At 71.7% G+C, this 24,030-nt stretch carries 27 protein-coding genes; 15 read left to right on the forward strand and 12 right to left on the reverse strand.

Annotated elements, in window-relative coordinates:
• Positions 1-80 precede the first annotated feature (80 nt).
• From ETU37_RS08180 to ETU37_RS08190, 3 genes are read left to right on the forward strand one after another with little or no spacing between them, the layout of a single operon-like run.
• Positions 81-1,238: an AI-2E family transporter gene (locus tag ETU37_RS08180; protein WP_206053795.1), complete on the forward strand. Its 1,158-nt coding sequence runs from the start codon at positions 81-83 to the stop codon at positions 1,236-1,238.
• Positions 1,235-1,816 carry an HdeD family acid-resistance protein gene (locus ETU37_RS08185; RefSeq protein ID WP_129986742.1) on the forward strand — a complete coding sequence of 194 codons (582 nt, stop codon included), beginning with the start codon at positions 1,235-1,237 and terminating at the stop codon, positions 1,814-1,816. The genes ETU37_RS08180 and ETU37_RS08185 overlap by 4 nt, the downstream gene beginning before the upstream one ends.
• Positions 1,813-2,967, forward strand: a complete 1,155-nt coding sequence (locus ETU37_RS08190) for a lysylphosphatidylglycerol synthase transmembrane domain-containing protein (protein WP_129986743.1) — start codon at positions 1,813-1,815, stop codon at positions 2,965-2,967. The genes ETU37_RS08185 and ETU37_RS08190 overlap by 4 nt, the downstream gene beginning before the upstream one ends.
• A 6-nt stretch (positions 2,968-2,973) precedes the next feature.
• Here the strand turns inward: ETU37_RS08190 and ETU37_RS08195 are convergent, their stop codons facing one another.
• Both ETU37_RS08195 and ETU37_RS08200 read right to left on the reverse strand, forming a co-directional pair.
• Entirely contained in the window at positions 2,974-3,792 is an 819-nt protein-coding gene (locus ETU37_RS08195) for a hypothetical protein (protein WP_129986744.1), read from the reverse strand.
• Between the two features lie 2 nt (positions 3,793-3,794).
• Complete coding sequence (locus ETU37_RS08200) at positions 3,795-4,289, reverse strand: DUF1269 domain-containing protein (protein ID WP_129986745.1); 495 nt, start codon at positions 4,287-4,289, stop codon at positions 3,795-3,797.
• A gap of 173 nt (positions 4,290-4,462) precedes the next feature.
• On the opposite strand from ETU37_RS08200, the gene ETU37_RS08205 reads away from it, so the two are divergent.
• The 3 genes from ETU37_RS08205 to ETU37_RS08215 all read left to right on the forward strand — a co-directional run bounded on the left by ETU37_RS08205 (position 4,463) and on the right by ETU37_RS08215 (position 6,338).
• On the forward strand, positions 4,463-4,969 hold the full coding sequence (locus ETU37_RS08205) for a hypothetical protein (RefSeq protein ID WP_129986746.1): 507 nt from the start codon (positions 4,463-4,465) through the stop codon (positions 4,967-4,969).
• Positions 4,970-5,061: 92 nt separating this feature from the next.
• Positions 5,062-5,862, forward strand: coding sequence for a hypothetical protein (locus ETU37_RS08210; RefSeq protein WP_129986747.1), 801 nt, complete (start codon positions 5,062-5,064; stop codon positions 5,860-5,862).
• Positions 5,859-6,338, forward strand: a complete 480-nt coding sequence (locus ETU37_RS08215; protein ID WP_129986748.1) for an RDD family protein — start codon at positions 5,859-5,861, stop codon at positions 6,336-6,338. Before ETU37_RS08210 ends, ETU37_RS08215 begins: the two co-directional genes overlap by 4 nt.
• Positions 6,339-6,392: 54 nt before the next feature.
• Here the strand turns inward: ETU37_RS08215 and ETU37_RS08220 are convergent, their stop codons facing one another.
• From ETU37_RS08220 to ETU37_RS08245, 7 genes are read right to left on the reverse strand one after another with little or no spacing between them, the layout of a single operon-like run.
• Positions 6,393-7,904 (reverse strand): YfcC family protein, encoded by a 1,512-nt coding sequence (locus tag ETU37_RS08220; protein ID WP_129986749.1) that lies wholly within the window; start codon positions 7,902-7,904, stop codon positions 6,393-6,395.
• Entirely contained in the window at positions 7,901-9,496 is a 1,596-nt protein-coding gene (locus tag ETU37_RS08225) for a Na+/H+ antiporter NhaC family protein (protein WP_129986750.1), read from the reverse strand. Before ETU37_RS08225 ends, ETU37_RS08220 begins: the two co-directional genes overlap by 4 nt.
• A 6-nt stretch (positions 9,497-9,502) precedes the next feature.
• Positions 9,503-9,649, reverse strand: coding sequence for a hypothetical protein (locus ETU37_RS23125; protein ID WP_165372448.1), 147 nt, complete (start codon positions 9,647-9,649; stop codon positions 9,503-9,505).
• A 16-nt stretch (positions 9,650-9,665) separates the two neighbouring features.
• Positions 9,666-10,928: an arginine deiminase gene (locus ETU37_RS08230; RefSeq protein ID WP_129986751.1), complete on the reverse strand. Its 1,263-nt coding sequence runs from the start codon at positions 10,926-10,928 to the stop codon at positions 9,666-9,668.
• Positions 10,929-10,957: 29 nt separating this feature from the next.
• Positions 10,958-11,887 carry a carbamate kinase gene (gene arcC, locus ETU37_RS08235; protein ID WP_129986752.1) on the reverse strand — a complete coding sequence of 310 codons (930 nt, stop codon included), beginning with the start codon at positions 11,885-11,887 and terminating at the stop codon, positions 10,958-10,960.
• Between the two features lie 12 nt (positions 11,888-11,899).
• Positions 11,900-12,901 carry an ornithine carbamoyltransferase gene (argF, locus tag ETU37_RS08240; protein ID WP_129986753.1) on the reverse strand — a complete coding sequence of 334 codons (1,002 nt, stop codon included), beginning with the start codon at positions 12,899-12,901 and terminating at the stop codon, positions 11,900-11,902.
• Between the two features lie 32 nt (positions 12,902-12,933).
• A complete protein-coding gene (locus tag ETU37_RS08245) occupies positions 12,934-15,714 on the reverse strand; it encodes a cation-translocating P-type ATPase (RefSeq protein WP_240755622.1) in 2,781 nt (926 codons plus the stop codon).
• A gap of 281 nt (positions 15,715-15,995) precedes the next feature.
• On the opposite strand from ETU37_RS08245, the gene ETU37_RS08250 reads away from it, so the two are divergent.
• The 3 genes from ETU37_RS08250 to ETU37_RS08260 all read left to right on the forward strand — a co-directional run bounded on the left by ETU37_RS08250 (position 15,996) and on the right by ETU37_RS08260 (position 17,410).
• Entirely contained in the window at positions 15,996-16,457 is a 462-nt protein-coding gene (locus ETU37_RS08250) for a DUF6325 family protein (protein WP_129986754.1), read from the forward strand.
• A 10-nt stretch (positions 16,458-16,467) separates the two neighbouring features.
• Entirely contained in the window at positions 16,468-16,791 is a 324-nt protein-coding gene (locus ETU37_RS08255) for an SHOCT domain-containing protein (protein ID WP_129986755.1), read from the forward strand.
• A 97-nt stretch (positions 16,792-16,888) separates the two neighbouring features.
• Positions 16,889-17,410, forward strand: a complete 522-nt coding sequence (locus ETU37_RS08260; protein WP_129986756.1) for a potassium channel family protein — start codon at positions 16,889-16,891, stop codon at positions 17,408-17,410.
• Between the two features lie 26 nt (positions 17,411-17,436).
• On the opposite strand, the gene ETU37_RS08265 is transcribed toward ETU37_RS08260, so the two are convergent.
• Positions 17,437-17,892 carry an SHOCT domain-containing protein gene (locus tag ETU37_RS08265; RefSeq protein WP_129986961.1) on the reverse strand — a complete coding sequence of 152 codons (456 nt, stop codon included), beginning with the start codon at positions 17,890-17,892 and terminating at the stop codon, positions 17,437-17,439.
• 141 nt (positions 17,893-18,033) lie between these two features.
• On the opposite strand from ETU37_RS08265, the gene ETU37_RS08270 reads away from it, so the two are divergent.
• The 3 genes from ETU37_RS08270 (at position 18,034) to ETU37_RS08280 (ending at position 21,481) form a co-directional block, all read left to right on the forward strand.
• Complete coding sequence (locus tag ETU37_RS08270; RefSeq protein WP_129986757.1) at positions 18,034-18,456, forward strand: hypothetical protein; 423 nt, start codon at positions 18,034-18,036, stop codon at positions 18,454-18,456.
• A 99-nt stretch (positions 18,457-18,555) separates the two neighbouring features.
• On the forward strand, positions 18,556-19,911 hold the full coding sequence (locus ETU37_RS08275) for a helix-turn-helix domain-containing protein (RefSeq protein WP_165372449.1): 1,356 nt from the start codon (positions 18,556-18,558) through the stop codon (positions 19,909-19,911).
• A gap of 208 nt (positions 19,912-20,119) precedes the next feature.
• Positions 20,120-21,481 (forward strand): sensor domain-containing phosphodiesterase, encoded by a 1,362-nt coding sequence (locus tag ETU37_RS08280; protein WP_165372450.1) that lies wholly within the window; start codon positions 20,120-20,122, stop codon positions 21,479-21,481.
• A 52-nt stretch (positions 21,482-21,533) separates the two neighbouring features.
• On the opposite strand, the gene ETU37_RS23130 is transcribed toward ETU37_RS08280, so the two are convergent.
• Together ETU37_RS23130 and ETU37_RS08285 are read right to left on the reverse strand one after the other, a co-directional pair.
• Positions 21,534-21,671 (reverse strand): hypothetical protein, encoded by a 138-nt coding sequence (locus ETU37_RS23130; protein ID WP_165372451.1) that lies wholly within the window; start codon positions 21,669-21,671, stop codon positions 21,534-21,536.
• A 181-nt stretch (positions 21,672-21,852) separates the two neighbouring features.
• Positions 21,853-22,320 (reverse strand): DUF3817 domain-containing protein, encoded by a 468-nt coding sequence (locus tag ETU37_RS08285; RefSeq protein ID WP_206053797.1) that lies wholly within the window; start codon positions 22,318-22,320, stop codon positions 21,853-21,855.
• 159 nt (positions 22,321-22,479) lie between these two features.
• Here ETU37_RS08285 and ETU37_RS08290 point away from each other — a divergent pair, with 159 nt between their 5' ends.
• The 3 genes from ETU37_RS08290 to ETU37_RS08300 all read left to right on the forward strand — a co-directional run bounded on the left by ETU37_RS08290 (position 22,480) and on the right by ETU37_RS08300 (position 23,982).
• Positions 22,480-22,740, forward strand: a complete 261-nt coding sequence (locus tag ETU37_RS08290) for a GlsB/YeaQ/YmgE family stress response membrane protein (protein ID WP_240755623.1) — start codon at positions 22,480-22,482, stop codon at positions 22,738-22,740.
• 188 nt (positions 22,741-22,928) lie between these two features.
• On the forward strand, positions 22,929-23,531 hold the full coding sequence (locus tag ETU37_RS08295; protein ID WP_240755646.1) for a PQ-loop domain-containing transporter: 603 nt from the start codon (positions 22,929-22,931) through the stop codon (positions 23,529-23,531).
• 28 nt (positions 23,532-23,559) lie between these two features.
• Positions 23,560-23,982 carry an HIT family protein gene (locus tag ETU37_RS08300; protein ID WP_129986761.1) on the forward strand — a complete coding sequence of 141 codons (423 nt, stop codon included), beginning with the start codon at positions 23,560-23,562 and terminating at the stop codon, positions 23,980-23,982.
• The last annotated feature ends 48 nt before the right edge of the window (positions 23,983-24,030 follow it).

Below are 24,030 nucleotides of genomic sequence, written 5' to 3' on the forward strand. Positions count from 1 at the left end.
CATCGTCGGGTGGTTCCGGAGCCCACCAGTCACCCGCAGCGGGTGAGCACGCGCCGTGCCCGCCCGTCGACCATCGCATCGTGGTGGCCACCAGCTCCGACGACCTGATCCCGCGTGGCCTGCGCGTCCTCCTCGGCGCCGCGGCGGCGACCGTCGTGCTCGCCGGCCTCCGCTCGATCGGCGACATCGTCGGACCCGTCTTCCTGGCCCTCGTCCTCACCGTGCTCGTGCACCCCGCGCGCGCGTGGCTGCAGGGCCGCCGCGTGCCGGGCTGGGCGGCGAGCACCGCGCTGATCGTCCTGGTGTACCTGCTCGTCCTGGGCCTTGCGGCCACCCTCTTGGGCGCGACCGCACGGTTCGCGACCATCCTGCCGACGTACCAGGACTCGTTCGACGACCTCCTGGCCGGCGCCACCGCCTGGCTCGAGGGGATCGGTGTGGGTCCGGACCAGCTCGCGGCGCTCCGTGAACCGACCGACTTCTCCCGTCTGGTCGACCTGTTCTCCGGCCTGCTGGGCGGACTCCTCGGGATCGCCTCGAGCCTCTTGTTCATCTGCACGCTCGTGCTGTTCATGACCTTCGACGCGAAGAAGTTCCCGGGCAACCTGGCCGCCGTCGCGCTCGACCGGCCGGGCATCGGGGCGGCGTTCAGCAGCTTCGCGGTGGGCACCCGCACCTACCTGCTGGTGTCGACGGTGTTCGGGCTGATCGTCGCGGTGCTGGACACGATCGCGCTGGCGCTGCTCGGGATCCCGGTCCCCGTGCTCTGGGGCCTGCTCTCCTTCATGACCAACTACATCCCCAACATCGGCTTCGTGATCGGGCTGATCCCCCCGGCGGTCCTCGCCCTGCTCGAGGGGGGCCCCGGCCTGATGCTGGCCGTGATCGCTGTGTACTGCGTCATCAACGTGGTGCTGCAGACCGTCATCCAGCCGAAGTTCGTCGGCGACGCGGTCGGCCTGTCGACCACGATCACGTTCCTGTCCCTCGTCTTCTGGACGTTCGTGCTCGGCCCGCTCGGGGCGTTGCTGGCCATCCCGCTGACCCTGTTCGTGAAGGCCACCCTGATCGAGGTGGACCCGCGGGTCGCCTGGATCGACGCACTGACGTCGAACCGGGACCCGCAGCCCCAGGACGCGGCCGCGGCTGCGGTCCCCGAGGTCGACGTCGTCACCGGAAACGGGGGAGGACGGGCACCCGGTCCGCGCCCCAACGTCTCCGCTGAAGGAGGGTCATGACGGCCGACGTTCGCACCATGGAGGAGCCCACCGGCGCCCTGCGGGACAGCACCTGGGCCCTGGTCCTCATCGCGGGCATCGTCACCGCGGCGTGCGGGCTCGCGCTGGCGTTCTGGCCCGAGGAGACGCTGCGGATCGTCGCCGTGATCGTGGCGGTCCAGCTCCTCCTGACCGGCCTGGTGAGCGTCGTCGGAGCGGTTGCCGCCGGGAGCGTCGACCGTGGCGTGCGCACGCTGGTCGTGCTCTCCGGCATCCTCAGCATCCTGGTCGGCCTCGTCCTGCTCCGCGCCCCCCAGCAGACGGTGGTCGTCGTGGCGCTCCTCCTGGGTCTGTACTGGGTGCTCAAGGGGCTCGTGGAGCTGGTGGCGGCGCTGACCACCGACGCCTCGCCCCACCGCTGGTGGTCGGTCGCGATCGCCCTGTTCACGACGGCCGTGGGGACCTTCCTGGTGCTGAGGCCGGAGGCATCCTTCGCGCTCCTGGTGATCGTCGTGCAGGTGTGGCTCCTCGGGTACGGGTTCATCATGATCGTGTCGGCCCTCAGCATGCGGTCGGCGGCGCGACGCGCGGGTTCGTGAACCGGGGGCCGTCCCACGCGGGCCGACCGGCCCGGCACTGGCTGCGACGGTGGGGACCGCGCGGTGTCGCCCTGGCCGTCACCGGGATCGGGCTGTACGTCGTGGCTCCCAGCCTGCTGGCCATGCTCGACGCGTGGCCGCAGCTGGAGGCGGTGCGGCCACGGTGGTTCGTCCTGCTGGCCGCCCTCGAGGTGGGGAGCTTCGTCGCCCTGTGGGGGCTGACCCGGATCGCCCTGTCGCGGCCGCGGCACGTCCGGCGGGCCGGCCCGGGCGCGGCCGGAGCGGGTCACGGTGTCCCCGCGCACGCGGGCCACGCCCGGTGGCGCCGGGCGCGGTCCGTGCGCTGGGCCGACGTGGCCCGCGCCCAGCTCGTCGGCAACGCCGCCAGCCGGGTGCTGCCCGGAGGTGCGGCCACGGGCACCGTCGTCCAGGGCCGGATGCTGCTGCTGCGCGGACACCCCGCGGACCGCGTGGCCAGTGCGCTCACGGCGGTCGGTCTGCTCACCACGGGCGTCCTCGCGACCCTCCCCGTGCTGACCGTCCCGGCCGTGCTGATCGGGCCGCCTCCCGCCCACGAGCTCCAGCTCGGGCTCGTCGTCTCCCTCGTGCTCGCCGTCGTCGTGGTCGGCCTCGGCGTGCTCGCGCTCACCGTCCCTCGCGTGCTCGTCAGCGTCGGGTTCGCGGTCGGCGGCGTGCTCCACCTCCTGGGCGTGCGCGTGACCGCGGCCGGGGTCGGCCTCGCCCTGGCGCGCCAGCGGGCCCGGGTGCGGGCGGCGTTCTTCGGCAACTGGTGGCGATCGGTGATGGCGGCGGCCGCCCACCGGATGCTCGACTACGCAGCGCTCGTGGCCGCGCTCGTCGCCGTGGGAGCCCAGGCGCGACCCTCGCTCGTCCTGCTGGCCTACGTCGTCGCTGCGGTGATGGGCATGGTGCCGCTGACCCCGGGCGGCCTGGGCTTCGTCGAGACAGGCCTGACCGGCGCGCTCGTGCTGGCCGGCGTCTCCGCGGACGCGGCCGTGCTGGCGACGCTGCTCTACCGGTTGGTGTCGTTCTGGTTGCCGATCCCGGCCGGCGCCATCGCCTGGGCGAGCCTGACGGTGCGCCGTCCCGAGGCGGCGCCGTTGCGGCGAGCGGGCTCCCCGGTCGCGTGAGACGCCCTAGAGAGCGCCGCCGCTCGCGAGGAGCTGCATGACGGCGCGCCGTACCAGCGTCTCCTTGTCGCCGGTCAGCTCGAGGCCCCGGCTCGCCACGCAGTCCTTGACGGCGCGCGTGACGTCGAACGCCTCGTCCGGGCTGCACCGCACGGAGAGCTCGACCCGGCGGGAGCCGTCGGGGAAGAACCACTGCTGGGCGCGCAGCGGCCGGTCGAGCTCCGGCAGCCTGGCCTTGTGCTGCACGACGTGCAGCGGGCCGAGCATCACGAGCCGGTGCAGGGCCGGCCCGTCGGGGTCGTGCGCCGCGTAGAAGCGTCGCTGCCGCTTGCTGAACAGCCTCGTCACGCGGGTGCGCCCGCACGCGGCCCGTCGCACCAGCGCGTCGTCGACCGGGTGGACGAGGGAGGCGGAGCAGACGAACCCCTCAGGCACGACGTCGACCGACGCGTCGAAGGACGAGGCGCTCCGTACGGCGGTGGGCACCTGGCTGGGTGGGAGGTGGCGGTGCGTGACGGTCGCCTGGCCCCGGCGGTCCTGCACGCGTCGGGCCCGGACGGCGACGCCGCGCGACGTCAGGGCGAGGGCCGGCGTGTCCAGCAGGAACACCTGGCTGATCCGGCCCCGGAGCGGGTCGATCCCGAGCGCGTCGTGGACCGGCCGTCGCACCTCGTCGGGCACCACGAACCTGAGGTCGACCCTCGGTGCCCGGATCAGCACGGGCAGCAGGTCGTGGATCCGGTGGCCCGCCTCGACGCTCGCGCGGTCGGGCCGTCCGGCCGGGACCTGCCCGGCCGGCTGCTCGACGGGCACCGGCCCGGTCATGGTCACTCCCCGAAGGCCTCTTGGAGGGCTCGTTCCTGCTCGTTGGACAGGTTGGTGAACATCAGCTCTGGCCGCTCGTCACCGAAGGCCTCCGTGACCTTGTCCAGCACCGCGTTCGAGCTGAGCACGAACAGCGCGGAGGTCCCGGGCGTGACCTTGGCCCGGACCTCGTCGATGAACGTGTCGTCGATGCCGACGTCGGCGAGGGACCCCGACAGGGCGCCGGTGGCCGCGCCGATCGCGGCGCCGAGGAGCGGTACCAGGAAGATCAGGCCGAAGAGCATGCCCCAGAACGCGCCGCCCAGGGCTCCGGCGCCGGCGAGGTTGTTGAGCTGCCGCGTCTTGGGCTTCTTCTTGCCTTCCTCCCACTCCACCACGGCGGCGTCGTGGATCACGATCAGGTTCTCCCTGGCCAGGTCGTGCAGCGTCTTGGACGCGTGCTCGGCGCCGTGGGAGGTGTTGAACTTCCAGACCGTGAGCGTGGCTGCCGTCGTCATCAGGGGTCTCCTCGAGTCGTAGGGGGGCAGGTCGGAGCCGGCGCGGGTGCCTCGTCGTCTCGGACGTCGTGGCGTCGACCGGGTCGAGGCACGACCATGACCGACGCCGGGGGGCCGCCTGCTCACCCGATGCGGGTGACGATCGCGGTCGGCCCCGCCCCGATCGTCGAGCGATGAGCGAGACCAGGGACCGCCGGTCCGCGGGTGGCCTCGCGCACGTCGCCGACCCGGCCGCGCTCCTGTACGGCGCGCTCATCGCGGCCTCCGTGCTGGCGACGGCGAGCGCCCACGCCGAGGCGTACACGCACGTGGCGGTGGCGACCACCTTCGTCCTCGGCGTGTACTGGCTGGCCCACGTCTACGTCGAGTCACAGAGCCTGCAGCTGTCGGGGGACGGGCGCCGGTACCTCCACCGGCTCGGGCACACCGCCCGCGGGGAGCTCAGCATCATCCAGGGCGGGCTGCCGGCCATCGTCGTCTTCGTGGTCGCGGACCGGGCCGGCCTGTCGGTCGGCAGCGCCGCGGCGGTCGCCGTCTACTTCTCGGTCGCCGTCCTGGTCGGCGCGGGCTACCTGACCGCCCGAGCGGCCGGACGGCAAGGATGGGCCGCGGTCCTGGACAGCGCCGCGGCCGGGCTGTTCGGCGTCCTGGTGATCGTCGCCAAGGCCCTGCTGCACTGAACGCACTGGTGCGAACCGTCCGATTCAGGTGACCCGGGCCCGAGCCGTCCTGCACGAGTCTGAGGGCTCGGTTGCTGAACCCTGGAGGTGCCGTGACGCTCTCTCGCCACGAGACGCTCCCCGGGGCGGACTCGCTCGTGCCCCGGCTCGGCGCGGTCACCGACACCACGCTCGGCCTCGCGCTCGTCGTCGCGGCGGCGGGCAGCAGGACGGTTCGCCGGACACGTCCCGTCTGGTCCCCGTTCGTGACCCTCGCGGACCGGGTGGGGGACACCGCGCGGCAGCACACGCCCGTGTCGAGGGCGGTCGGAGCCCTCGCCGAGCAGGGTGCGCGGCTCCGCGGCCGGGTCGTCTCCGACGCGGGCGACCTGCTGGACCGGCTGCTCCCCACGGTGGTCGTGGAGGTGCTGCGCCGCCTGGACCTCACCCGGATCGTGATCGACAACGTCGACCTCGACCGGGTGGTCGCCGCGGTGGACCTCGACTCCGCCGTCGGGCGCGTGGACATCGAGCAGATCCTCGACCGCGTCGACGTCGAGGCAGTGGCGGCGCGGGTGGACGTCGATGCGGTCGCCGCACGCCTCGACATGGACGGCGTGCTCGACCGCATGGACCTCACCGAGCTCGCGCTCCGCCGCCTGGACTGGGACGTCCTGGTCGCAGCGGTCCTGGACCACGTCGACCTCGAGGCCATCGCCCTGGAGGTCATCGAGTCGGTCGACCTCCCCGACATCATCCGGGAGTCGAGCGGCGCGCTGACGTCCGACACCGTGCGCAGTGCCCGGATCCGCGGCGCCGCGGCCGACCAGGCCCTGGGGCGGATGCGTGACCGGCTGCGCTCGCGTCACAACGGCGCCGGCGTGCCGGCGTCCGACCGCTCGGTCGGGCCGTGACCCAGCATCACGCCTCGTCGATCCCGGACGAGGCAGAGGCGCTGCAGGGCAGGACCGCGGGGCTGGTCAGCCGTGCGATCGCCGCGGTCATCGACGCCACGGTCGTCTCGGCCGTCCTGCTGGGAATCTACGTCTCGATCGCCGGCGCGTTCTTCGTGTGGAACCCCCGCTCGTTCCACTTCCCCGACTGGTCGGGGATCGTCACGCTGACCACGGCCTGGTTCGTCGCCACGTCCTACCTGACCGTCGGGTGGTGGACCGCCGGACGCACCTGCGGCTGCACCGTCATGGGACTGCGGGTCGTCGGCCACCGTGACCGCGACCTCCGCTTCGCCCAGGCCCTCGTGCGCGCCGTCGTGTGCACGCTCTTCCCGCTCGGCCTGGTCTGGTGCGCGCTCGACGTGCGGTCGCGGGCCGTCCACGACCTCGTCGTCCGGAGCCGGGTCGTCTACGACTGGCGGCACCGGGAGCCGTGACCCGGGGGTCACGCCGGGCCACGGCCGGTCCCGGCGCGCCACCGGGTCGGGAGGTCAGGAGGTCAGGAGGGCGGTGACGCTCAGCACCACGATCGTCATGCCCGCCAGCATCGCGAGCAGCGGCCACACCCAGCGGAGGTACGTGCCGTAGGGGACCTTCGCGATCGCGAGCCCACCCATGACGACCGCCGACGTGGGGATGAACAGGTTCATCAGGCCGGACGCGGTCTGGAAGGCGGTCACGGCGAGGTCCGCCGGCACCCCCACGAAGCCGGCCAGCGGCGCCATGATCGGCATGGCCACCGTGGCGAGGCCGGACGAGGAGGGGATGAGGAACGACAGCGGCAGGAAGAGCAGGTACATGACGACGGCGAACGCCGCCTGACCGACGTCACCGAGCGCCACCTCGGCCCAGTGCAGCACCGTGTCGGTGATCTGGCCGTTGTTCATGATGACCGTGATGCCGCGCGCGATCCCGATGATCAGCGCGACGCCCAGGAGGTCACGCGCGCCGGCGACGAACGACTCGGTGAGCTCGCCCTCGCTCAGGCGCGCCACCAGCCCGATGATCACCGAGAACAGGATGAACGAGGCGGTCATCTCGGGGAACCACCACCACAGTGTCGGCAGGTTCAGGCCGAGGTCCTCCCACGGGATGACGCCGTACATCATCAGGACGAAGGCGAGGCCGAAGAACACCAGCACCGTCTTCTGGGTGCCGGTCATGGTCGCGGTCTGCTCCTCCTGGCCCATCTGGAAGCCCGCCTCGGCGTTCCCCCGGAGGTCGTTCACGACGGATCTGGTCGGGTCGGCCTTGATCCGGTCGGCGTACCGCAGCACCCAGAAGATCCCCAGCGCGAGGCCCACGACGAGGATCACGAGCCGCGAGACGAGACCCTCACTGATCGAGACGCCGGCGAACCCCGACGCGATCCCGGTCGCGAAGGGGTTGATGGTGGACCCGAGCGTGCCGATGCCGCAGCCCAGCAGCAGGACCGCGGCTCCCGTCAGCGTGTCGTAGCCCGCGGCGACCATCACCGTGATGACCAGCGCGTAGAAGGCCAGGCTCTCCTCGGCCATGCCGTACGTCGTACCGCCCAGCGCGAACACCGACATCAGGATCGGGATCATCCAGCGCTCCCGGCCCTCGAGCCGGCGCACGAGCCGGCCGATGCCCGCCTGGATCGCTCCGGTGCGCATCGTGACGCCGAGGAAGCCGCCGATCACGATGATGAACAGGGCGACGTCGATCGCGCCGAAGAGCACGCCTTCGTTGTAGTAGCTGATCGTCCCCTTGGCGTCCTCGATGCCGTAGAGGCCGTTGATCGGAGCGGTCAGGGAGTCGAGCAGGATCCGCTGGGGGTTCGACTCGACCTCGCTGTACGTCCCCGGGATGGGCGCCCCCTGGTCGTCGAGCTTGTACGTGCCGGCGGGGATGATCCAGGTGGCGATCGCCATGACGACGATCAGGGCGAACAGGATCGTGTAGGCGGACGGCAGCGAGAACTTCCGCCGCTTGGGCTCGGTGGGAGGCGGTCCTTGCCGAACCGTCGTGTCCTCGCTCATGGCGCCTCCTTCTCGGTCGGGATCGAGCCCGGGGCGGGCTGCTGCGTCGCGGTCGCGGTCGCGGGCACGGCGTCCTCGTGCCAGGGCTGCTCGGCCTTCGGGACCTTGAAGCCGAGGTAGCCGTAGAGCACGTCGAGCAGGGGACTGAGGATGTTGAAGAAGCAGTACGGGAGGTACGCCGCGGTGGAGACACCGAGGACGCCGGAGATGTAGGCGCCACACGTGTTCCACGGGACCAGGACGGACGTCACCGTCCCGGAGTCCTCGACCGCGCGGGACAGCACCTGCGGGGCGAGACCTCGCTTGGAGAACTCCGCCCGGAACATCCGGGCGGGCAGGACGTCGGCGACGTACTGGTCGCCCGCGATGACGTTGAGGCCGATCCCGCTGCCGTTGACGGCGGCGATCAGCGACCCGCGGCGGCGGGTCCGGGACACGATCGGCGCGAGCAGTCGCTGGAGGAAGCCGGCGTGCTCCATCACCGCGGCGAACGACAGCGCGCCGAGCACCAGCCAGATCGTGGTGAGCAGGCTCGCCATGCCACCGCGGGAGAAGAGTTCGTCGACCTGCGGCACGCCCGAGTGGCTGACGAAGCCCGTCGCCATCGAGGCGTAGATCGCGTGGAGGGAGGTGCTGACCGGTCCGTAGTCCGGGTTGTCGACGAACGCCTTGACGGCCTCCCACTGCGTGAACGGAGCCATCAGCCCGGCGAGCAGCGACGACCCCAGGATCGACAGGAACGGCGGGTACCTGAGCGCGGCGAACACGACCAGTGCGACCAGGGGCAGGATGTTGAGGGCCGAGATGTTGAACGCGTTCCCCAGGGCCTCGCGTGCCACGTCGGTGCTGATCGCGCCCTCGGGCTCGGCGGCGAAGCCGAGGAACATGAAGATGACGAGGCTGATGCCGAGCGCGGGCCCGGCGGTCCAGAACATGTTCCGGACGTGCTGGCCGACGGTGAGCCCGCCGCCGACCAGCTTGGGGACCAGGATCGTGGTCTCGGAGAGGGGCGTCATCTTGTCGCCGAAGTACGCGCCGCAGATGACGGCGCCCGCCGCCGTCGCGTCGGAGAGGCCCATGACCCGCGCCATCCCGACGAACGCGACGCCGAGCGTGCCGGCGGTGGTCCACGAGCTGCCGGTCACCGCGCCGACCAGGGCGCAGATCACCGCGGTCGCCAGGTAGAACCAGGCGGGGCTCAGCAGGCGGATCCCGACGTCCACCACCGTCGGGATCGTGCCGGCCATGTTCCAGGTGCCGATCAGCGCGCCGACGGCCAGCAGGATGAAGATGGCCCCGATCGCCGAGGTCACGCCGCCGACCGCGGCGTCGGCCACGCCGGCCACGGTGAACCCGTTCTTGAACGCCATCAGGCTCGCGAACGCCGCGCTCAGCAGCAGGGCCACCTGGAGCGGACCGTTGGTGGCGTCGATGCCGAACAGCACGATGGTCGTCGCCAGCAGCACGATCAGCACGACGATCGGCAGCAGGGCGTCGACCAGGGTGGGCTCGCGCGGCAGCCGCGGCAGCCGCGGTGGGGGCGGGTTCCCGTGGGGCCCGTTGTCACGGTGGCGTGACGATGCCTTGGCCATGGGAGCTCACCCCGTCGTGGAGGTGCCGGCGCCGATCACGAGCGCGCCGACCTCGTCCCCGCGGTGGTGATCGGGCCCGCGGGCGTACGCGACCAGTCCGACGACGACCAGCGCGGCGACGACGATGATGGTCCATCTGACGAACGCACGCATGACACCCCTCCGTTCGTCAGATCGGGTCGCGGAGGAGCGGGCACGTCATGCAGTGACCGCCGCCGCGACCCTTGCCCAGCTCGAAGCCCTCGATGGGGAGGACCTCGATCCCGGCCGCGCGCATCTTCGCGATCGTGAACGTGTTGCGCTCGTAGGCGACCACCACGCCGGGCTCGATGGCGACGACGTTGTTGCCGTCGTCCCACTGCTCCCGCTCCGCCTGGTAGGCGTCACCGCCGGTCTCCACCACGCGCAGCTTCTTCACGCCGAGCGCGTCGGCCACCGCCGAGAGGAAGTCCTTCTCCTGCGTGACGTGGAACGTGCCCGGCGCCGACCCGGGTCGCAGGCTGATCGCACGGACGTTGTCCATCACCTTGGGGTACAGCGTCACGGCGTCCCGGTCGAGCATCGTGAAGACGGTGTCCAGGTGCATGTGGGCGCGGTCCTTGGTCATCACCACGGCGATCACGCGCTCGGCGGCACCCTTGGCGAACAGCTGCTTCGCGACGAGCTCGATCATCCGTGCCTGGGTGCGCTCGCTGAGGCCGATCAGGACGGTGCCGTTGCCGATCGGCTGGACGTCGCCACCCTCCATCGACGCCCGCCCGAAGTCCTGGGCCTCGAATCGACCCTCGTCACCGAGCTCGGGGTACCAGAACTCGAAGGACGCGTCGGCGAACATCGGGTGGTACCGGTAGATGGCGGCGACGTTGTAGGCCTCCAGCCGTCTCGCCGGCCAGTACATCGGGTTGATCGAGACGCCCCCGTAGATCCAGCACGACGAGTCGCGCGTGAAGAGCGTGTTGGGCAGCGGGGGAAGGACGAACATGCTCGGGTCGTCGATCGCGGCGGCGGGCAGCGAGCTCGAGCGCAGCGCGCCGACGTCGAGGCCGGACTCGGCGACGGTGAGGCCGCCGATCAGGTGGGCGGCCAGGGCGTCCGGCTTCAGGTCGGTCAGGAGCTGTCGCACCTCGTCGACGAGCGACACGCCGACGGTGTACTCGGATGCAGCGACCTCGATCAGGCGCCGCCGGCCCGGCTCGCTGGCCTCCAGCGCCTCGGCGAGGAGCCGTTCCAGGAGGAAGACCTCGACCCCGCGCTCGCGCATCACCGAGTCGAACTTGTCGTGCTCGTACTGCGCACGCTCGACCCACAGGACGTCGTCGAAGAGGAGCTCGTCGTGGTTGGACGGGGTCAGCCGCTGCAGGCTCAGCTCCGGCCGGTGGACCATCACCCTGCGCAGTCGGCCCACCTCGGAGTGGACACCGAACTCGGACATCGTGGTCTCCTTCTGTTCGCTTGGTGTGGTCAGGCGGGGACGACCTGCGTGCCGGCGGAGCCGGCGACGACGTGCTCGATCTGCTCGAGGCTGCCGATGGCAGCCCGGTGTCCGGTGGCCTCCACGAAGTGCGCGGCGGCCTCGACCTTGGGCCCCATGGACCCCGCGGGGAGGTCCAGGTCCCGGAGCTCCGCGGGCGTGACCTTGGCCAGCAGCTTCTGCTGCGGCGTTCCCCAGCCGGTGTAGACGCCGTCGACGTCGGTGGCCATCACGAAGAGGTCCGCCTCGACCTCCCGGGCGAGGAGCTCGCTGGCGAGGTCCTTGTCGATGACGGCCTCCACGCCGGACAGCGTGGGACGGCCGTCCGGGCTTTCCGGGTGCGGCGTCGACATGGTCGGGACACCTCCGCCGCCGGCGCAGATGACGACGACGTCCCGGTCGAGCAGGACCCGGATCGGGTCGATCTGGTAGATGTGCCGCGGGAGCGGCGAGGGGACCACCCGGCGCCACGACTCGCCGTCCCGACGGAACGGCCAGCCCTTCTCGGCGGCCAGCGCGTGGGCCTGACCCTGCGTGTAGACGGGGCCGACGAACTTGGTCGGGTTGGTGAACGCCGGGTCGTCGGGATCGACCTCGACCATCGTCATGATGGTCGCGAACTCCTCCGTGTCGGGGAGGACGTTGCGCAGCTCCTGCTCGAGGACGTAGCCGATCATCCCCTCCGTCTGGGCTCCGAGGACGTCCAGCGGGTACGGGTCGACGGCCGTGTACGCCGCGGCCTGGAGCGCCAGGAGCCCCACCTGGGGCCCGTTGCCGTGGGACAGCACCAGCTCGTGGTCCAGCGCGACCCCGGCGAGGGCCGGCGCGGCCACCCGTACGTTGTCCCGCTGGGCGGCGGCCGTCAGCGGCTCACCGCGCTTGAGGAGCGCGTTGCCGCCCAGGGCGATCACGACTCGCACGTCCGGCTCCCCTCAGGACCCCAGCGTCGCGACCATGACGGCCTTGATCGTGTGCAAGCGGTTCTCCGCCTGGTCGAACACGATCGAGGCGGGGGACTCGAACACCTCGTCGGTGACCTCGAGCCCGTCGAGGCCGTGCTCCTGGAAGATCTGCTCGCCGACCTTGGTCTCGCGGTTGTGGAACGCCGGCAGGCAGTGCATGAACTTCACCATCCGGTTGCCGGTGCGGCGCAGGACGTCGGCGTTGACCTGGTAGGGCATCAGGAGCTTGATCCGCTCGGTCCACACCTCGGCCGGCTCGCCCATGGACACCCAGACGTCGGTGTAGAGGAAGTCGACGCCGGAAACCGCCTGGTCGACGTCGGACGTGAGGTGGAGCCGGGCTCCGGTCTCGCCGGCGATGTCGTGGCACTCCTTGACGAGGGTCTCGTCCGGCCACAGGTGCTCGGGGGCGCAGATGCGCACGTCCATCCCGAACTTGCACCCACCGACCATCAGCGAGTTGCCCATGTTGTTGCGGGCGTCGCCCATGTAGCAGAACGCGATGTCGGTCCGGTTCTTGTCGCTGTGCTCGGTCATGGTGAGCACGTCCGCGAGGATCTGCGTCGGGTGGAACTCGTTGGTCAGCCCGTTCCACACCGGGACGCCGGCGTACCGGGCGAGCGTCTCGACCCCCTGCTGGCTGAAGCCGCGGTACTCGATCCCGTCGAACGTCCGGCCGAGCACGCGGGCGGTGTCCTTCATCGACTCCTTGTGACCGATCTGGGAGCCGCCCGGGTCGAGGTAGGTGACGTGCGCCCCCTGGTCCTTGGCCGCCACCTCGAAGGCCGTGCGGGTCCGGGTCGAGGTCTTCTCGAAGATCAGCGCGATGTTCTTGCCCTGGAGCCGGGGCACCTCGTAGCCGCCGTACTTCGCGGCCTTCAGCTCGGCCGACAGCCGGAGCAGGTACTCGAGCTCCGCGGGTGTGAAGTCCAGCTCCTTGAGGAAGTGCCGGTTTCGGAGGTTGAACGCCATGGTGGGTGTCCTTCGATGGGAGGTGTGCGGCCTCAGGCGGGCGCCGAGACCGTGGCGAGCTCGGGTGCGAGGCGGGTGTGCCGCAGCCGCATCACGAGCTTGATGACTTCCTCGACGACGACGAGGGTGAGGGCGAGCCCGACGCAGATGGACCACTGCGCGAAGGTGAGGCTCGTCGTGCCGAAGATCCGCTGGAGGACGTCGAGCGACGTCACGGCGATGATGGCCAGCAGCGCGACACCGTAGCGGCGCAGCTGCGTCGCGCCGGGGACGAACGACCGGTCGAAGATCGTCTCGTCGGGGGTGCGGGCGAGCAGGCCCGCCGCCAGGTGGAACAGCGACAGCGTGGTCAGCAGGAACGTCGCGCCGAGGACGGCGTCGCCCTGGCTGTCGCCGATCTGGTAGGCGACCAGCGCACCGATCGTCATGACGGCGCCCTGGATGCACAGGCGCACCCAGTTCGCCGTGGAGAGCACGGGCGCGCTCACGGGCCGCGGCGGGCGGTCCATGAGGCCGGCGCTGGGCTGGTCGAACCCCAGGGCGATGGCGATCGGGATGTCGATCACCATGTTGAGCCACAGGATCTGCAGCGGGTTCATGGGAGCGCCGTCGGCGATGCCGATGATGCCGGCGCCCAGGAAGATCGCGATGTAGGCGACCAGGGTGGACATCTGGAACCGCAGGTACTTCAGCAGGTTGTCGTAGAGCGCACGACCGTAGGCCACGGCGTTCACGATCGTGGCGAAGTTGTCGTCGGTCAGGATCATCACCGCGGCCTCCTTGGAGACCTCGGTGCCGGTGATGCCCATGGCCACGCCGATGTCGGCGGCCTTGAGGGCGGGGGCGTCGTTGACGCCGTCGCCGGTCATCGCCGCGATGTTGCCGCTGCGCTTGAGCAGCTGGACCAGGCGGATCTTGTCCTCCGGGGCGACGCGTGCCACGACGCCGATGTCGGGCAGCTGGGCGAGCAGCTCCTCGTCGCTCATGGCGGCGAACGCCGTACCGGTGACGGCACGTCCCTCGATGCCGAGCTCCGCGGCGATCGCGGCGGCGGTCGTGGCGTGGTCGCCGGTGATCATCCGCACCCGGATGCCGGCCGACTTGCACTCGGCGATGGCGGCCCGGGCCTCGGCGCGCGGCGGGTCCACGATGCCGACCATCGCCAGCATGGTGAGGTCGTCGACGAGGTCGATGAGGTTCGCGTCGGGGGAGAAGGTCTCCCGCGGGAAGTCACGCTCGGCCACCACCATCACGCGCTCGCCGGACTCCGCCATGCGGTCGTTCGCGTCGAGCGCCAGGTGCACGTTGTCCTTGGTGACCGGCACGACCGCGCCGTCCGGGCTCCGGTACGACGCCGCGCGGGCGATGAGCACGTCGGGAGCGCCCTTCACGTAGCAGCGGACGACTGGCTCGCCGCGGGAGCTCGTCATCTCGTGGAAGGTCGCCATGAACTTGTAGTCGGAGTCGAACGGGACCTCGGCGATCCGGGGGTAGGTGTGCCGGGTGTCGTCGATGTCGAGCCCACCCTTGGCGCCAAGGACGATGAGGGCGCCCTCGGTCGGGTCGCCGATGAGGCCCTCCCCGTCGAGGACGGCGTCGGCGCACAGGACCATCGGCAGCAGGTACGGGTCGAGGTCGATGCGCAGGCCGCCGACGTGCTTGATCTCGCCCTGGATCCCGTAGCCCTCCCCGGACACCGTGAACCGGTTGTGCCCCGGGATGGCGAGCTCGCGGGCGGTCATCTTGTTGAGCGTCAGCGTGCCGGTCTTGTCCGAGCAGATCACCGAGGTCGAGCCGAGCGTCTCCACCGCCGGCAGGCGCTTGACGATCGCGTTGCGGCGGGCGATCTCGCGCGTTCCGAGAGACAGCAGGGCCGTCACGACGGCGGGGAGACCAGTCGGGATGGCGGCGACCGCGAGGGCCACGCCGGTGATGAAGAGCGTGTCGAACGACTCGCCGCGCAGGAGACCGAGGACCACGACCAGGACCAGCGCGATACCGGCGATCGTGGCGATGATCTTGGAGAGTGAGTCGAGCTGCTTCTGCAGCGGGGTCTTGTCGGTCTCGGTCTTCGACAGCAGGTCGGCGATGTGACCGATCTCGGTGTCCATGCCGGTGGCGGTCACGACGATCTCGCCCCGGCCCCGGGTGACCGAGGTGTTCATGTACGCCATGCAGACGCGATCACCGAGGGGGACGTCGTCCCCGGGCACGGCGGCCACCGACTTCGAGGACGGCAGGCTCTCGCCGGTGAGCGCGGCCTCCTCGATCTCGAGCGTCGCGGCCACGCAGATCCGCCCGTCGGCGGGGATGCGGTTGCCGGCCTCGACCAGCACGACGTCCCCCGGCACGACCTGCTCGGCGTCGATCTCGACGGCCTGCCCGTCGCGCCGTACCCGCGCCACCGTCTTCATCATCTGGGCGAGGGCCTTGACGCTCTCCTCGGCCTTCGACTCCTGGCGGAGGCCGATGACCGCGTTGAACACGGTCAGGCCGGCCAGCACCACCGAGGTGCCGACGTCCTGCGTGACCACCAAGTTGATGACGGCCGCGGCCAGCAGGATGATCTGCATGAAGTCCTGGTACTGGCGGACGAACGCGTGGAACCCGGACTCCTTCTTGGCGCCCGCCAGCTTGTTCGGCCCCATCGAGGCCAGGCGCGTGCGCGCCTCCTCGCTGCTCAGGCCCTGCTCGACGACGACGCCCTGCTCACGAGCGACGACCGTCGCGTCCGCGCCGTACGCCGTCGGTGCCGTCACCACCGAGGACTGCACGCTGCCGCTGTCGCTGGTCCTGTCTCGACTGACCGTCACGGTGTACTCCCACGTGTCCCTGAGTGGCGCTGGGCGAAGCCCCGCGCCGTACGACGGCTGCGCTGGGCAGCCCGGTCGGCACGGGGCAAAGGTCGCCCCGGACCGGGTGGGGGACGTCACCCGAATTCGGTGACTGTGGCGCCCGCCCGTGGCGCGGCCTCGGCCCTGGTGACTCGCCCGGAACGGGGGATGCCGGACCCGCCGGTGGACCGGAGCGTGGACGGCCTCCGGCGCTCGTGATCGAGTGCCGACGACCGTCGTCAGGACGAGGAGCCAGCGCGATGACACAGGTAGACGTACACGGCCCCATCGACTTCGTGTTGCTGGAGTTCACCGGCGACAAGCTGACCGGCCGGGCCGCGGAGGAGGTGCTCCGCCTGGCGGACAACGGCACCATCCGCCTCTTCGACGTCATGTTCGTGGGCAAGAGCCCCGACGGAGAGGTCTACGCCGTCGACCTGGCGGCGGAGGCACTCGCGGAGGCGTTGGGAGTCGAGCGGCTCGCCGGCGCCCGGTCCGGGCTGCTGGCGGACGACGACATCAACGCGGCCGCGGAGGCGATGATGCCCGGCACGCTCGCTGTGATGATCGTCTACGAGAACGCTTGGGCCATCCCGTTCATCGCCGCCGCACGCGAGTCCGGCGGGGAGATGGTCGCGACCGCGCGGATCCCCGCCGACGAGGTGATGGCCGCACTCGACGCCCTGGAGCGCGCCTCCGAGCCGCTCCAGCCCACGAGCTAGGAGGATCGTCATGCCAGGACTTCTGCGAGGAGTGGCCAGGACGGCCGTCGTCGCCGGCACCGCCAGCGCGGTGAACGGCCGGGTGCAGCGCCGGCAGGCAGCGAAGTTCGCGGAACGCGACGCCGAGACCGCTGCGGTGCGCCAGGAGGCGTACTACCAGCAGACGGTGCCCCAGCAAGCGACGCCGCAGCAGATGGCTCCGGCTGCCCCCCCGGCCGCCATGTCGGCCGAGGAGCGGCTCGAGAAGCTCGAACGCCTCGGCGGCCTGCTCTCCTCCGGCGTGCTCACGCAGGACGAGTTCGCCGCCGAGAAGGCGCGCATCCTCCAGTCCTGACTCGCGGCCGGGTCACGGCGAGGTGTGGGGACAACGCGCCGTGACTCGGCACGGGGAGCCACGCAGACCGCGCCACCCGGTGGCGCGGTCGCTGGTCATGACGAGCGTGGTCTCGGTGGCCGTCGTGGCGGCCTACTTCGCGCTGCCCCTGTCACCGCAGCGCAGCGCCGTCGGCTGGCTGACCGTGATCGGCGGCCTCGCGGCGGTGGCGGCGCTGCTCGTGTGGCACCTGCGGTCGATCATCGTCTCGCCGTACCCGCGCGTGCGTGCGGTCGCCGCCATGGCGACCACGATCCCGCTGTTCGTCGTCGTGTTCGCGTCCTCCCACTTCCTGCTCGACGAGAGCGCGCCCGGCAGCTACTCCGAGGGGCTCTCCCGCCTGGACGCCCTCTACTTCAGCGTCACCGTGTTCGCCACGGTCGGGTTCGGCGACATCGTCCCCGTCTCTGACCCCGCGCGGGCCCTGACCACCGTCCAGATGGTGGGGGACCTGGTCATCCTCGGTCTCGTCGCCCAGGTCATCGTGGGGGCGATGCGACAAGGCCTCCGCCGGCGAGCGGCGGAGGCCGAGGTCGCAGCCGAGGCCGAGCGGGACGCCGACGCCTCGTCGGGACCGTGATCCCGACGAGGCGTCGATCGGTCCGATCAGCTCATCGGTGTCAACGGGCGGTCGTCCGCGACGTTGCTGCGGGGCTGGGGCGGCGGGGCAGCGGTCGCGGCCGTCATGGTCGCTCCTGCCCCCAGAGTCCGCTGCCGTGCCACCTCGTACTCCTCCGGCGTGATCGTGCCCTGGTCCCGGAGGTCCTTGAGCTGACCCAGCTGGTCGGCCAGGCTCGGCGGCCCGTACCGCTGGGCCATCGCCCGTCCGTACGCCTCCTGGTCCGCCTGCGCGCGCTCACCCATCGACCGTCCGCGCACCAGCAGGTACGTCAGGACGCCGATCCAGGGAAGGAAGATGACGAACAGCGACCAGCCCGCCTTCGCGATGCCGGAGAGGTCGTCGGACCGGAAGATGTCAGCGAAGATCCGGATCAGCAGGGTCAACCAGGCGACCAGCAGCATGAACCAGAAGATGGACACCATCACTTCCCAGAAATCCATTGTGTGCATTCCCTTCTCGTAGCCGGCCCGGACGGGACGCCGAGCCACGAATGGCATCGAGAGTGTGCGTCTCGGGCGTTCCTCGTCGCTCACCCAATGAGGGTGAGGTCTGAGGCCCGTCGACCCCACCACCCTGGCGCCATGCCGAGAGCCAAGGCGCGCCCCCGAGCAAGGGCGGGGGCGGCGTCTCTCCCGCTCCAGCGCACGCCGCGCACCGCGATCCTGGTCCTGGTCGCCGTGACCGAGCCCGTGGCCGCGGTTGTACGGCGGGGGAGCGAGGCGGCCCGCGAGGCGCGCCTGCCGCTGGAGATCGTCGTGCTCGCCCCGGACGGCACCACGTCCGCCGCGTGCATGTCCACCATGGACGAGGCGCTCCACCTGGCCCGGAGCGTCGCCCCGGAGCTGGCGATCCGGGCCGAGTCGAGCGGCCTCGGCGGGCATCCGGCACACGCCGGCCGGAGCAGCTCGCACCCGCTCGTGGTGGCGAGCCCGCAGACCTGGGACACGTTCGCCCACCGCGGTGACCTGCGCTGGCTGCACGCCGGGAGGGTCGAGGTCGTCTGAGCCGTCCCGGGCGCCCCCGGACGGTCGGTCAGCGCGTGCCGGCGGACCTCCGCGCCGAACTTGCGGAAATTTGACACCCACCTGGTGCAGACTTGCCTCGTGGACCCGCGTCAGGCCGACCTGCTGCAGGTGATCGACCCTGCCCTGCTGGGCCGTCGCGTGCGCGCGGCCCGGCGCGCCGGTGGGCTCACCCAGAGCCAGCTCGGCGGCGACGACGTGACCGTCAGCTACATCTCGCGCATCGAGTCCGGCCAGCGCCGGCCCGACGGCCGGGTGCTGGTCAAGCTGGCCGACCGGCTCGGGATCCCGGTCGACTCGCTGCTCGCAGACCCCGGCGACGACCACGAGGCCGCCCTGAGGATCGAGGTCGACTTCGCCGAGCTGTCGCTGGAGACCGGCGAGCCGCAGGCCGCCCTCGAGCGCCTCGACGTGGCCCTCTCCGAGCGCCTCGACGGGGCGCCCCGTGAGCTGTCGCAGCGCGCACGGGTCCTCCGCGCCCGCGCCCTCGAGACTGTCGGGGACATCGACACGGCCGTGGCCGCCTGGGAGGGGCTGCTGGCCGAGGACCCGCACGGCACCCACGCGCTGGCCTGCGGCATCGCGCTCAGCCGGTGCCACCGCGAGGCCGGTGACCTGGGTCGCGCGATCTCCGTCGGCGAGGACCTCCTCCGTGGCCTCGAGGACCGCGACCTGGGCGGCGGCGACGAGGCCGTGCAGCTCACCGTCACGGTCGCCGCGGCGTACTTCCAGCGCGGCGACACGCACCACGCAGTGCGACTCTGCAAGCAGGCGATCGTAGCGGCCGAGGTGACTGGGTCCCCGCGTGCTCGTGCGTCGGCCTACTGGAACGCCAGCATGATGGAGCACGAGCAAGGGATGGTCGCGGCGGCCGTTCCGCTGGCGGAGAAGGCGCTGGCTTTGCTCGGCGAGAGCCGCGACTCCCGCAACCTCGCCCGGCTCCGCTCGCAGCTCGGCATCATGCAGATGCAGCTCGACCCGCCAGCGCTGGCCGAGGCCTCCCGCAACCTGCACGACGCCGAGACGGCCATGACCGAGTCGAGCGCGAGCGTCGTCGACGTGGTGCGCAACCGCGTGGCCATCGCTCGCGCGCAGCTGATGGGCGGCGAAACCCGCGAGGCACGCGAGACCGCGCATCGGAGCTACGAGGAGACCAGGGAGCTCGCGCCTGTGCTGGCCGCCGACGCGCTGACGCTCGAAGGTCAGGCGGCCGCGGCCGAGGGAGACACAGAGCATGCGCGCACCCTCTACAAGGAGGCCGTGCTCATGCTCACGGGGGTCGGCGCCGACCGCGACGCCGGTCAAATGTGGCTCGAGCTCGGAGCGCTTCTCGAGTCGGTCGGCGAGGTCGAGGCCTCCCGCGACGCCTACCGCAGCGCGGCGGTCGCCGCCGGGCTGCACGCGCGACACACCGTGCGCAGCCACGCTCTGCGCTGACTCTCGGCCGCCGCCGTTCACACCCGTACGCCTGGCTGTACGACTTTGCCGCGTTCTCCTGTCAAGTACGTCCGAACTGTGTCAAAATGAGTCAACTCCGGTTGGGTTCGCCCTCCCGGAGGGCAGGACGCTCGGGCGGGGGTAGGTCATGCCGGGCGGCAGCGCCCGGACTGGACGCAGGGCCGGAACGCGTGAGAGGGGGCCACCGATGACGCACCGTGGCTCGCTGCTCGGGCTCGCGCTGGTCGACGCCGGCGTGCTCACCCTCGTCGCCCTGCCTGTGCTCGCCGGCCTGCTCGTCCGGGACTCCGTCGGCACCGCCTCCTGGGTCGTCATCGCCGCCTGGGCCGCCCTCGCGCTGACGGCCGGGCTGGCCCTGGTCCGGCGCGAGCACCGGGCGCGAGGCGACCTGGCGGCGCGGGACGCCGCGCTCGCCGCCACCCGGCTCACCGGGCACGACTGGGTCTGGGAGTGCGACGAGCGGCTGGTCGTCACCGACAGCGGCCACGCCGTGTCACAGCTGCTGGGGTTCGGCCCCGAGCAGTGCGTCGGCCGGCACCTCGACGAGCTCCTGTACGACGACACCAACCGCACCCATGTCCGCACGCAGCTCGAGGCCGCCGTGTCCCCCGGCGCCCCCTCCGCCCCCCGCGGCCTCGAGCTGGCGTGGCGGCACGCCGACGGCCAGCCGGTCCGGCTGCGCGGGTCGGCGGCGCCGCTCCACGACCGCCGGGGCAGGGTCGTCGGCTACCGCGGCGCCTGCTGGCGCGCATCGGAGCCGACCGAGGCCGCCCTGGTGACCGAAGCGGCCGCGCGACGCGTCACGAGTCTCCTGGGTGGGAGCGTGCGTGTCGACGTGGCCCTGCAGCCGATCGTCGAGGTCGGCTCCGGTCGCCTGATCGGGGCGGAGGCCCTGTCCCGGTTCTCGGACGGACGACCGCCGACGGCGTGGTTCGACGACGCGCGCGTCGGCGGGCTCACCCGCCAGCTCGACGAGATGACCTTCCTCAACGCGCTGTCGGCGTTCGACGACCTGCCCGGTCCGGCGTTCCTCTCCGTCAACGCCAGCCCCGAGCTCCTGCTCGACGCGGGGTTCCGCAATCGCGTGCTGCGCAGCGGCCGGCCTCTCGACCGGCTCGTCGTCGAGGTGACGGAGCACTCCCAGGTCGTCGACTACGACGACCTCGAGGCGGCGCTCACGACGCTGCGCCGGCGCGGCGTCCGGTTCGCCGTCGACGACACCGGCGCTGGGTACTCCTCGCTCAACCACGTGCTGCGGCTTCGCCCCGACGTGATCAAGCTCGACCGCGACCTGATCGCTGACCTCGGCCACGACGGGGCGCGGCGTGCGCTGGTCACCGCCCTGGTGCTGCTCGCCCTCGAGGTCGGCGCGTCCGTGACCGGTGAGGGCGTCGAGACGCCCGACCAGCTCGAGGCGCTCGGGGCCCTGGGCGTGCACCACGCCCAGGGCTACCTGCTCGCCACGCCCTCGACCGACACCGCGGCCTGGGAAGCGTGGTCGCGTCGCACCTGGCGGCAGGGCACCCACGCCCCGGCCGCCGGACGCTGACGGCGACCCACCCGGGAGGCGCCCGGCGGACGCCTCCCCGTTCCGGTTGGCGTCAGCAGCACCAGTGACCGTCGCGAGCCACGACGACGGTGTTCGACGACTCCCCCGGTGCGGCGGAAGTGGTGCTGGCGGCGCCCAGGGTGACGACGGCGGCGAGGGTGGCGACGAGAGCGGTGATGACGCGGACCATGACTTGACCTCTTCGGGGGAGGGCGGCCGGTTGCCGCCGTCAGGAGTAGTCAAATTGAGTCAAGTCGGTCGTGGTCAAGTATTTCGCGAATCGGTTCGGTGAATGTCTGGCCCAGCGGGGGGCAGACAGGGGCATATCACCGCGCATCCGGCACGGGCGCGCGGTCGCTCGTCGGCGCGAGTCAGCTCGGGGACGGCACCGGCGGCCCGGCCAGCAGCGCCGCGCCGGTGAGCAGCGCGACCACCGCGAGGCCGATGGCGACCGCCAGTCCGGGCCGGCGCAGCATCCACGCGTGCAGCCGCTCCGGGGCGGTGCGCGGCGACTCGCCGGCGGGTCCGAGCCGCCAGGTGTCGGCGAGCAGGCCGCGACGTCCCGCGCGACGCTCGAACCACACCGTCATGAAGGGCGGTACGGCGGACGCCAGCGCGAGCAGCGTCGTGCGCGCCCGCCAGCGCTGGTCGTGCGCGACCGCGAGCACGCCGACGCAGTAGGCGACGAAGGCGATGCCGTGCAGCGGCCCGGCGACCTGCACGCCGAGCTCGGTCGCGCCCACGACGTACTTCACGAACATCCCGGTCAGCAGCAGCGCCCACGTCACCGCCTCGGCGACGGCGAGGCGGCGGAACAGGACATGGGGCGACGGCAGCACGGAGCGGCTCCTCGGGTGCGGGGGAGTGGGCCCCCAGTGTGCCAAGCCCCCGCCAAGCCGCTGCCGGGCGCCGGTGCGGCGGGCCCATCGCTACCCGCCCGCTCCGCGACCGCCGGATACGCTTGAAGCGGTCCACCGTGGACACCCTCAGGAGGCGTCATGATCTTCCAGATTCTCGGTCTGCTCTTCATCGGTCTGGTCATCGGAGCGCTGGCCCGGCTCATCAAGCCCGGTCGCCAGAAGCTGAGCATCTGGATGACCCTCGTGCTCGGTGTCGTCGGAGCGCTGATCGGCGGCTTCCTCGCGAGCCTCCTCGGCACGGGCAACATCTTCGAGCTCGACTTCCTCGGCTTCGTCTTCGCCGTGGTCGCCGCCGTCCTGCTGGTCGGCGTCGCCGAAGGAGCCTCCGCTCGCAAGTAGCTGTGACGCGTCTCGCACGGGGCGTCGCCGGGTCCTCCGGCGGCGCCCCGTTCGTCATCCCTAGGATTGCTTCGCAGATCAGGTCACGGGTCGGCAAGGATGCCAACCAGCTCTCGACAGCACGACGTCGGACCGAAGTCGCACCACCCCGGTCCCCACGTCCAGCTAGGTCAACGCCCGTGCTCGTCATGCTCGGCGCCGTCGCGTCGTTCTTCTCCCTGTCCTCCGTCGTCCCGCAGGTGCTGCGGGCCCTGCGCACCCGCGACGTCGCGGGCGTCTCGTGGGCGACAGCCGTGATGTCGCTGGCGACCTACAGCCTGTGGGTCGTCTACGCCTTCGCGGTCGCCGACGGCGTGCAGGTGGTCAACAACGTGCTGTCCTTCGCGCTGCTCGGCGCGCTGGCGCTGGCCGTCCTCCGCGCCGGCGGCGCCGGGGGTGCCGGCTGGGCCGCGCCGCGCGCCGTCCTGTACAGCGCGGCCGTCGCGCTGGTCGTCGTCGACATGCTCGGCGCCTTCGCCCTGGCGATGACGGCGACCGCGATCAGCTCGGTCCGGATGGTGCCCCAGGCCCGGCTCGCCCTCTCGGGCACGTCGCTGTCGGGACTCGACCCCTTGGCCCTCGCGCTCGGTTGGACCGGCATGGTGCTGTGGTCGGTGTACGGCGCGCTCGCCGGGGACGTCGGCGTGCTGCTGTGCTCGGGCATCGCGCTGGTCATGCAGACCGTCATCCTGCGTGCCCGGGTCCGTCCGGCCGCGCTGCTCGTCGCCGGCGACTACGAGCTCGCGGCGTAGCACCACGGGCACGCCCTAGGCTCGGGCCGTGCCCGACTGCCTGTTCTGCAGCATCGTCGCCGGCGACGTGCCGGGAGTCCGCGTGCTCGAGACCGACGACCTGGTCGGGTTCCTCGACACCCGGCCGGTGTTCAAGGGTCACACCCTGCTGGTCCCGCGCGAGCACGTCGTGACGCTGCCGGACCTGCCGGACCGGTTGCGGGACCCGTTCCTCGCCGCCGGCCAGCGGCTCGCCGCCGCGATGGTCGAGGGTCTCGGCGCGCAAGGGTCGTTCGTCGCGATGAACAACACCGTCAGCCAGAGCGTCCCGCACCTCCACCTGCACGTCGTGCCCCGCACCAAGGGCGACGGGCTGAGGGGCTTCTTCTGGCCGCGCACGAAGTACGCCGACGGCGAGGCCGAGCAGTACGCCGACCGGCTGCGTGAGGCGCTGGCAGGGCTCTCGGCGTGACCACCCCACCACGCTGCTCGCTGCGCTCGCACCGCGTCGGGGACCCCG

This window comes from Nocardioides iriomotensis, from assembly GCF_004168035.1.
In the GTDB taxonomy this organism is placed as follows: domain Bacteria; phylum Actinomycetota; class Actinomycetes; order Propionibacteriales; family Nocardioidaceae; genus Nocardioides_B; species Nocardioides_B iriomotensis.

Bases quoted from the DNA above. Each gene is read 5' to 3' on its own strand.
- ETU37_RS08220 (WP_129986749.1), bottom strand. From the start codon at position 7,904: ATGAGCGAGGACACGACGGTTCGGCAAGGACCGCCTCCCACCGAGCCC.
- argF (WP_129986753.1), bottom strand. From the start codon at position 12,901: ATGGCGTTCAACCTCCGAAACCGGCACTTCCTCAAGGAGCTGGACTTC.
- ETU37_RS08230 (WP_129986751.1), bottom strand. From the start codon at position 10,928: ATGTCCGAGTTCGGTGTCCACTCCGAGGTGGGCCGACTGCGCAGGGTG.
- ETU37_RS08260 (WP_129986756.1), top strand. From the start codon at position 16,889: ATGACGAGCGTGGTCTCGGTGGCCGTCGTGGCGGCCTACTTCGCGCTG.
- ETU37_RS08185 (WP_129986742.1), top strand. From the start codon at position 1,235: ATGACGGCCGACGTTCGCACCATGGAGGAGCCCACCGGCGCCCTGCGG.
- ETU37_RS08225 (WP_129986750.1), bottom strand. From the start codon at position 9,496: ATGGCCAAGGCATCGTCACGCCACCGTGACAACGGGCCCCACGGGAAC.
- ETU37_RS08205 (WP_129986746.1), top strand. From the start codon at position 4,463: ATGAGCGAGACCAGGGACCGCCGGTCCGCGGGTGGCCTCGCGCACGTC.
- ETU37_RS08280 (WP_165372450.1), top strand. From the start codon at position 20,120: ATGACGCACCGTGGCTCGCTGCTCGGGCTCGCGCTGGTCGACGCCGGC.
- ETU37_RS08290 (WP_240755623.1), top strand. From the start codon at position 22,480: ATGATCTTCCAGATTCTCGGTCTGCTCTTCATCGGTCTGGTCATCGGA.
- ETU37_RS08295 (WP_240755646.1), top strand. From the start codon at position 22,929: ATGCTCGGCGCCGTCGCGTCGTTCTTCTCCCTGTCCTCCGTCGTCCCG.
- ETU37_RS23125 (WP_165372448.1), bottom strand. From the start codon at position 9,649: ATGCGTGCGTTCGTCAGATGGACCATCATCGTCGTCGCCGCGCTGGTC.
- ETU37_RS08265 (WP_129986961.1), bottom strand. From the start codon at position 17,892: ATGGATTTCTGGGAAGTGATGGTGTCCATCTTCTGGTTCATGCTGCTG.
- ETU37_RS08250 (WP_129986754.1), top strand. From the start codon at position 15,996: ATGACACAGGTAGACGTACACGGCCCCATCGACTTCGTGTTGCTGGAG.
- ETU37_RS08270 (WP_129986757.1), top strand. From the start codon at position 18,034: ATGCCGAGAGCCAAGGCGCGCCCCCGAGCAAGGGCGGGGGCGGCGTCT.
- ETU37_RS08255 (WP_129986755.1), top strand. From the start codon at position 16,468: ATGCCAGGACTTCTGCGAGGAGTGGCCAGGACGGCCGTCGTCGCCGGC.
- ETU37_RS08200 (WP_129986745.1), bottom strand. From the start codon at position 4,289: ATGACGACGGCAGCCACGCTCACGGTCTGGAAGTTCAACACCTCCCAC.
- ETU37_RS08195 (WP_129986744.1), bottom strand. From the start codon at position 3,792: ATGACCGGGCCGGTGCCCGTCGAGCAGCCGGCCGGGCAGGTCCCGGCC.
- ETU37_RS23130 (WP_165372451.1), bottom strand. From the start codon at position 21,671: ATGGTCCGCGTCATCACCGCTCTCGTCGCCACCCTCGCCGCCGTCGTC.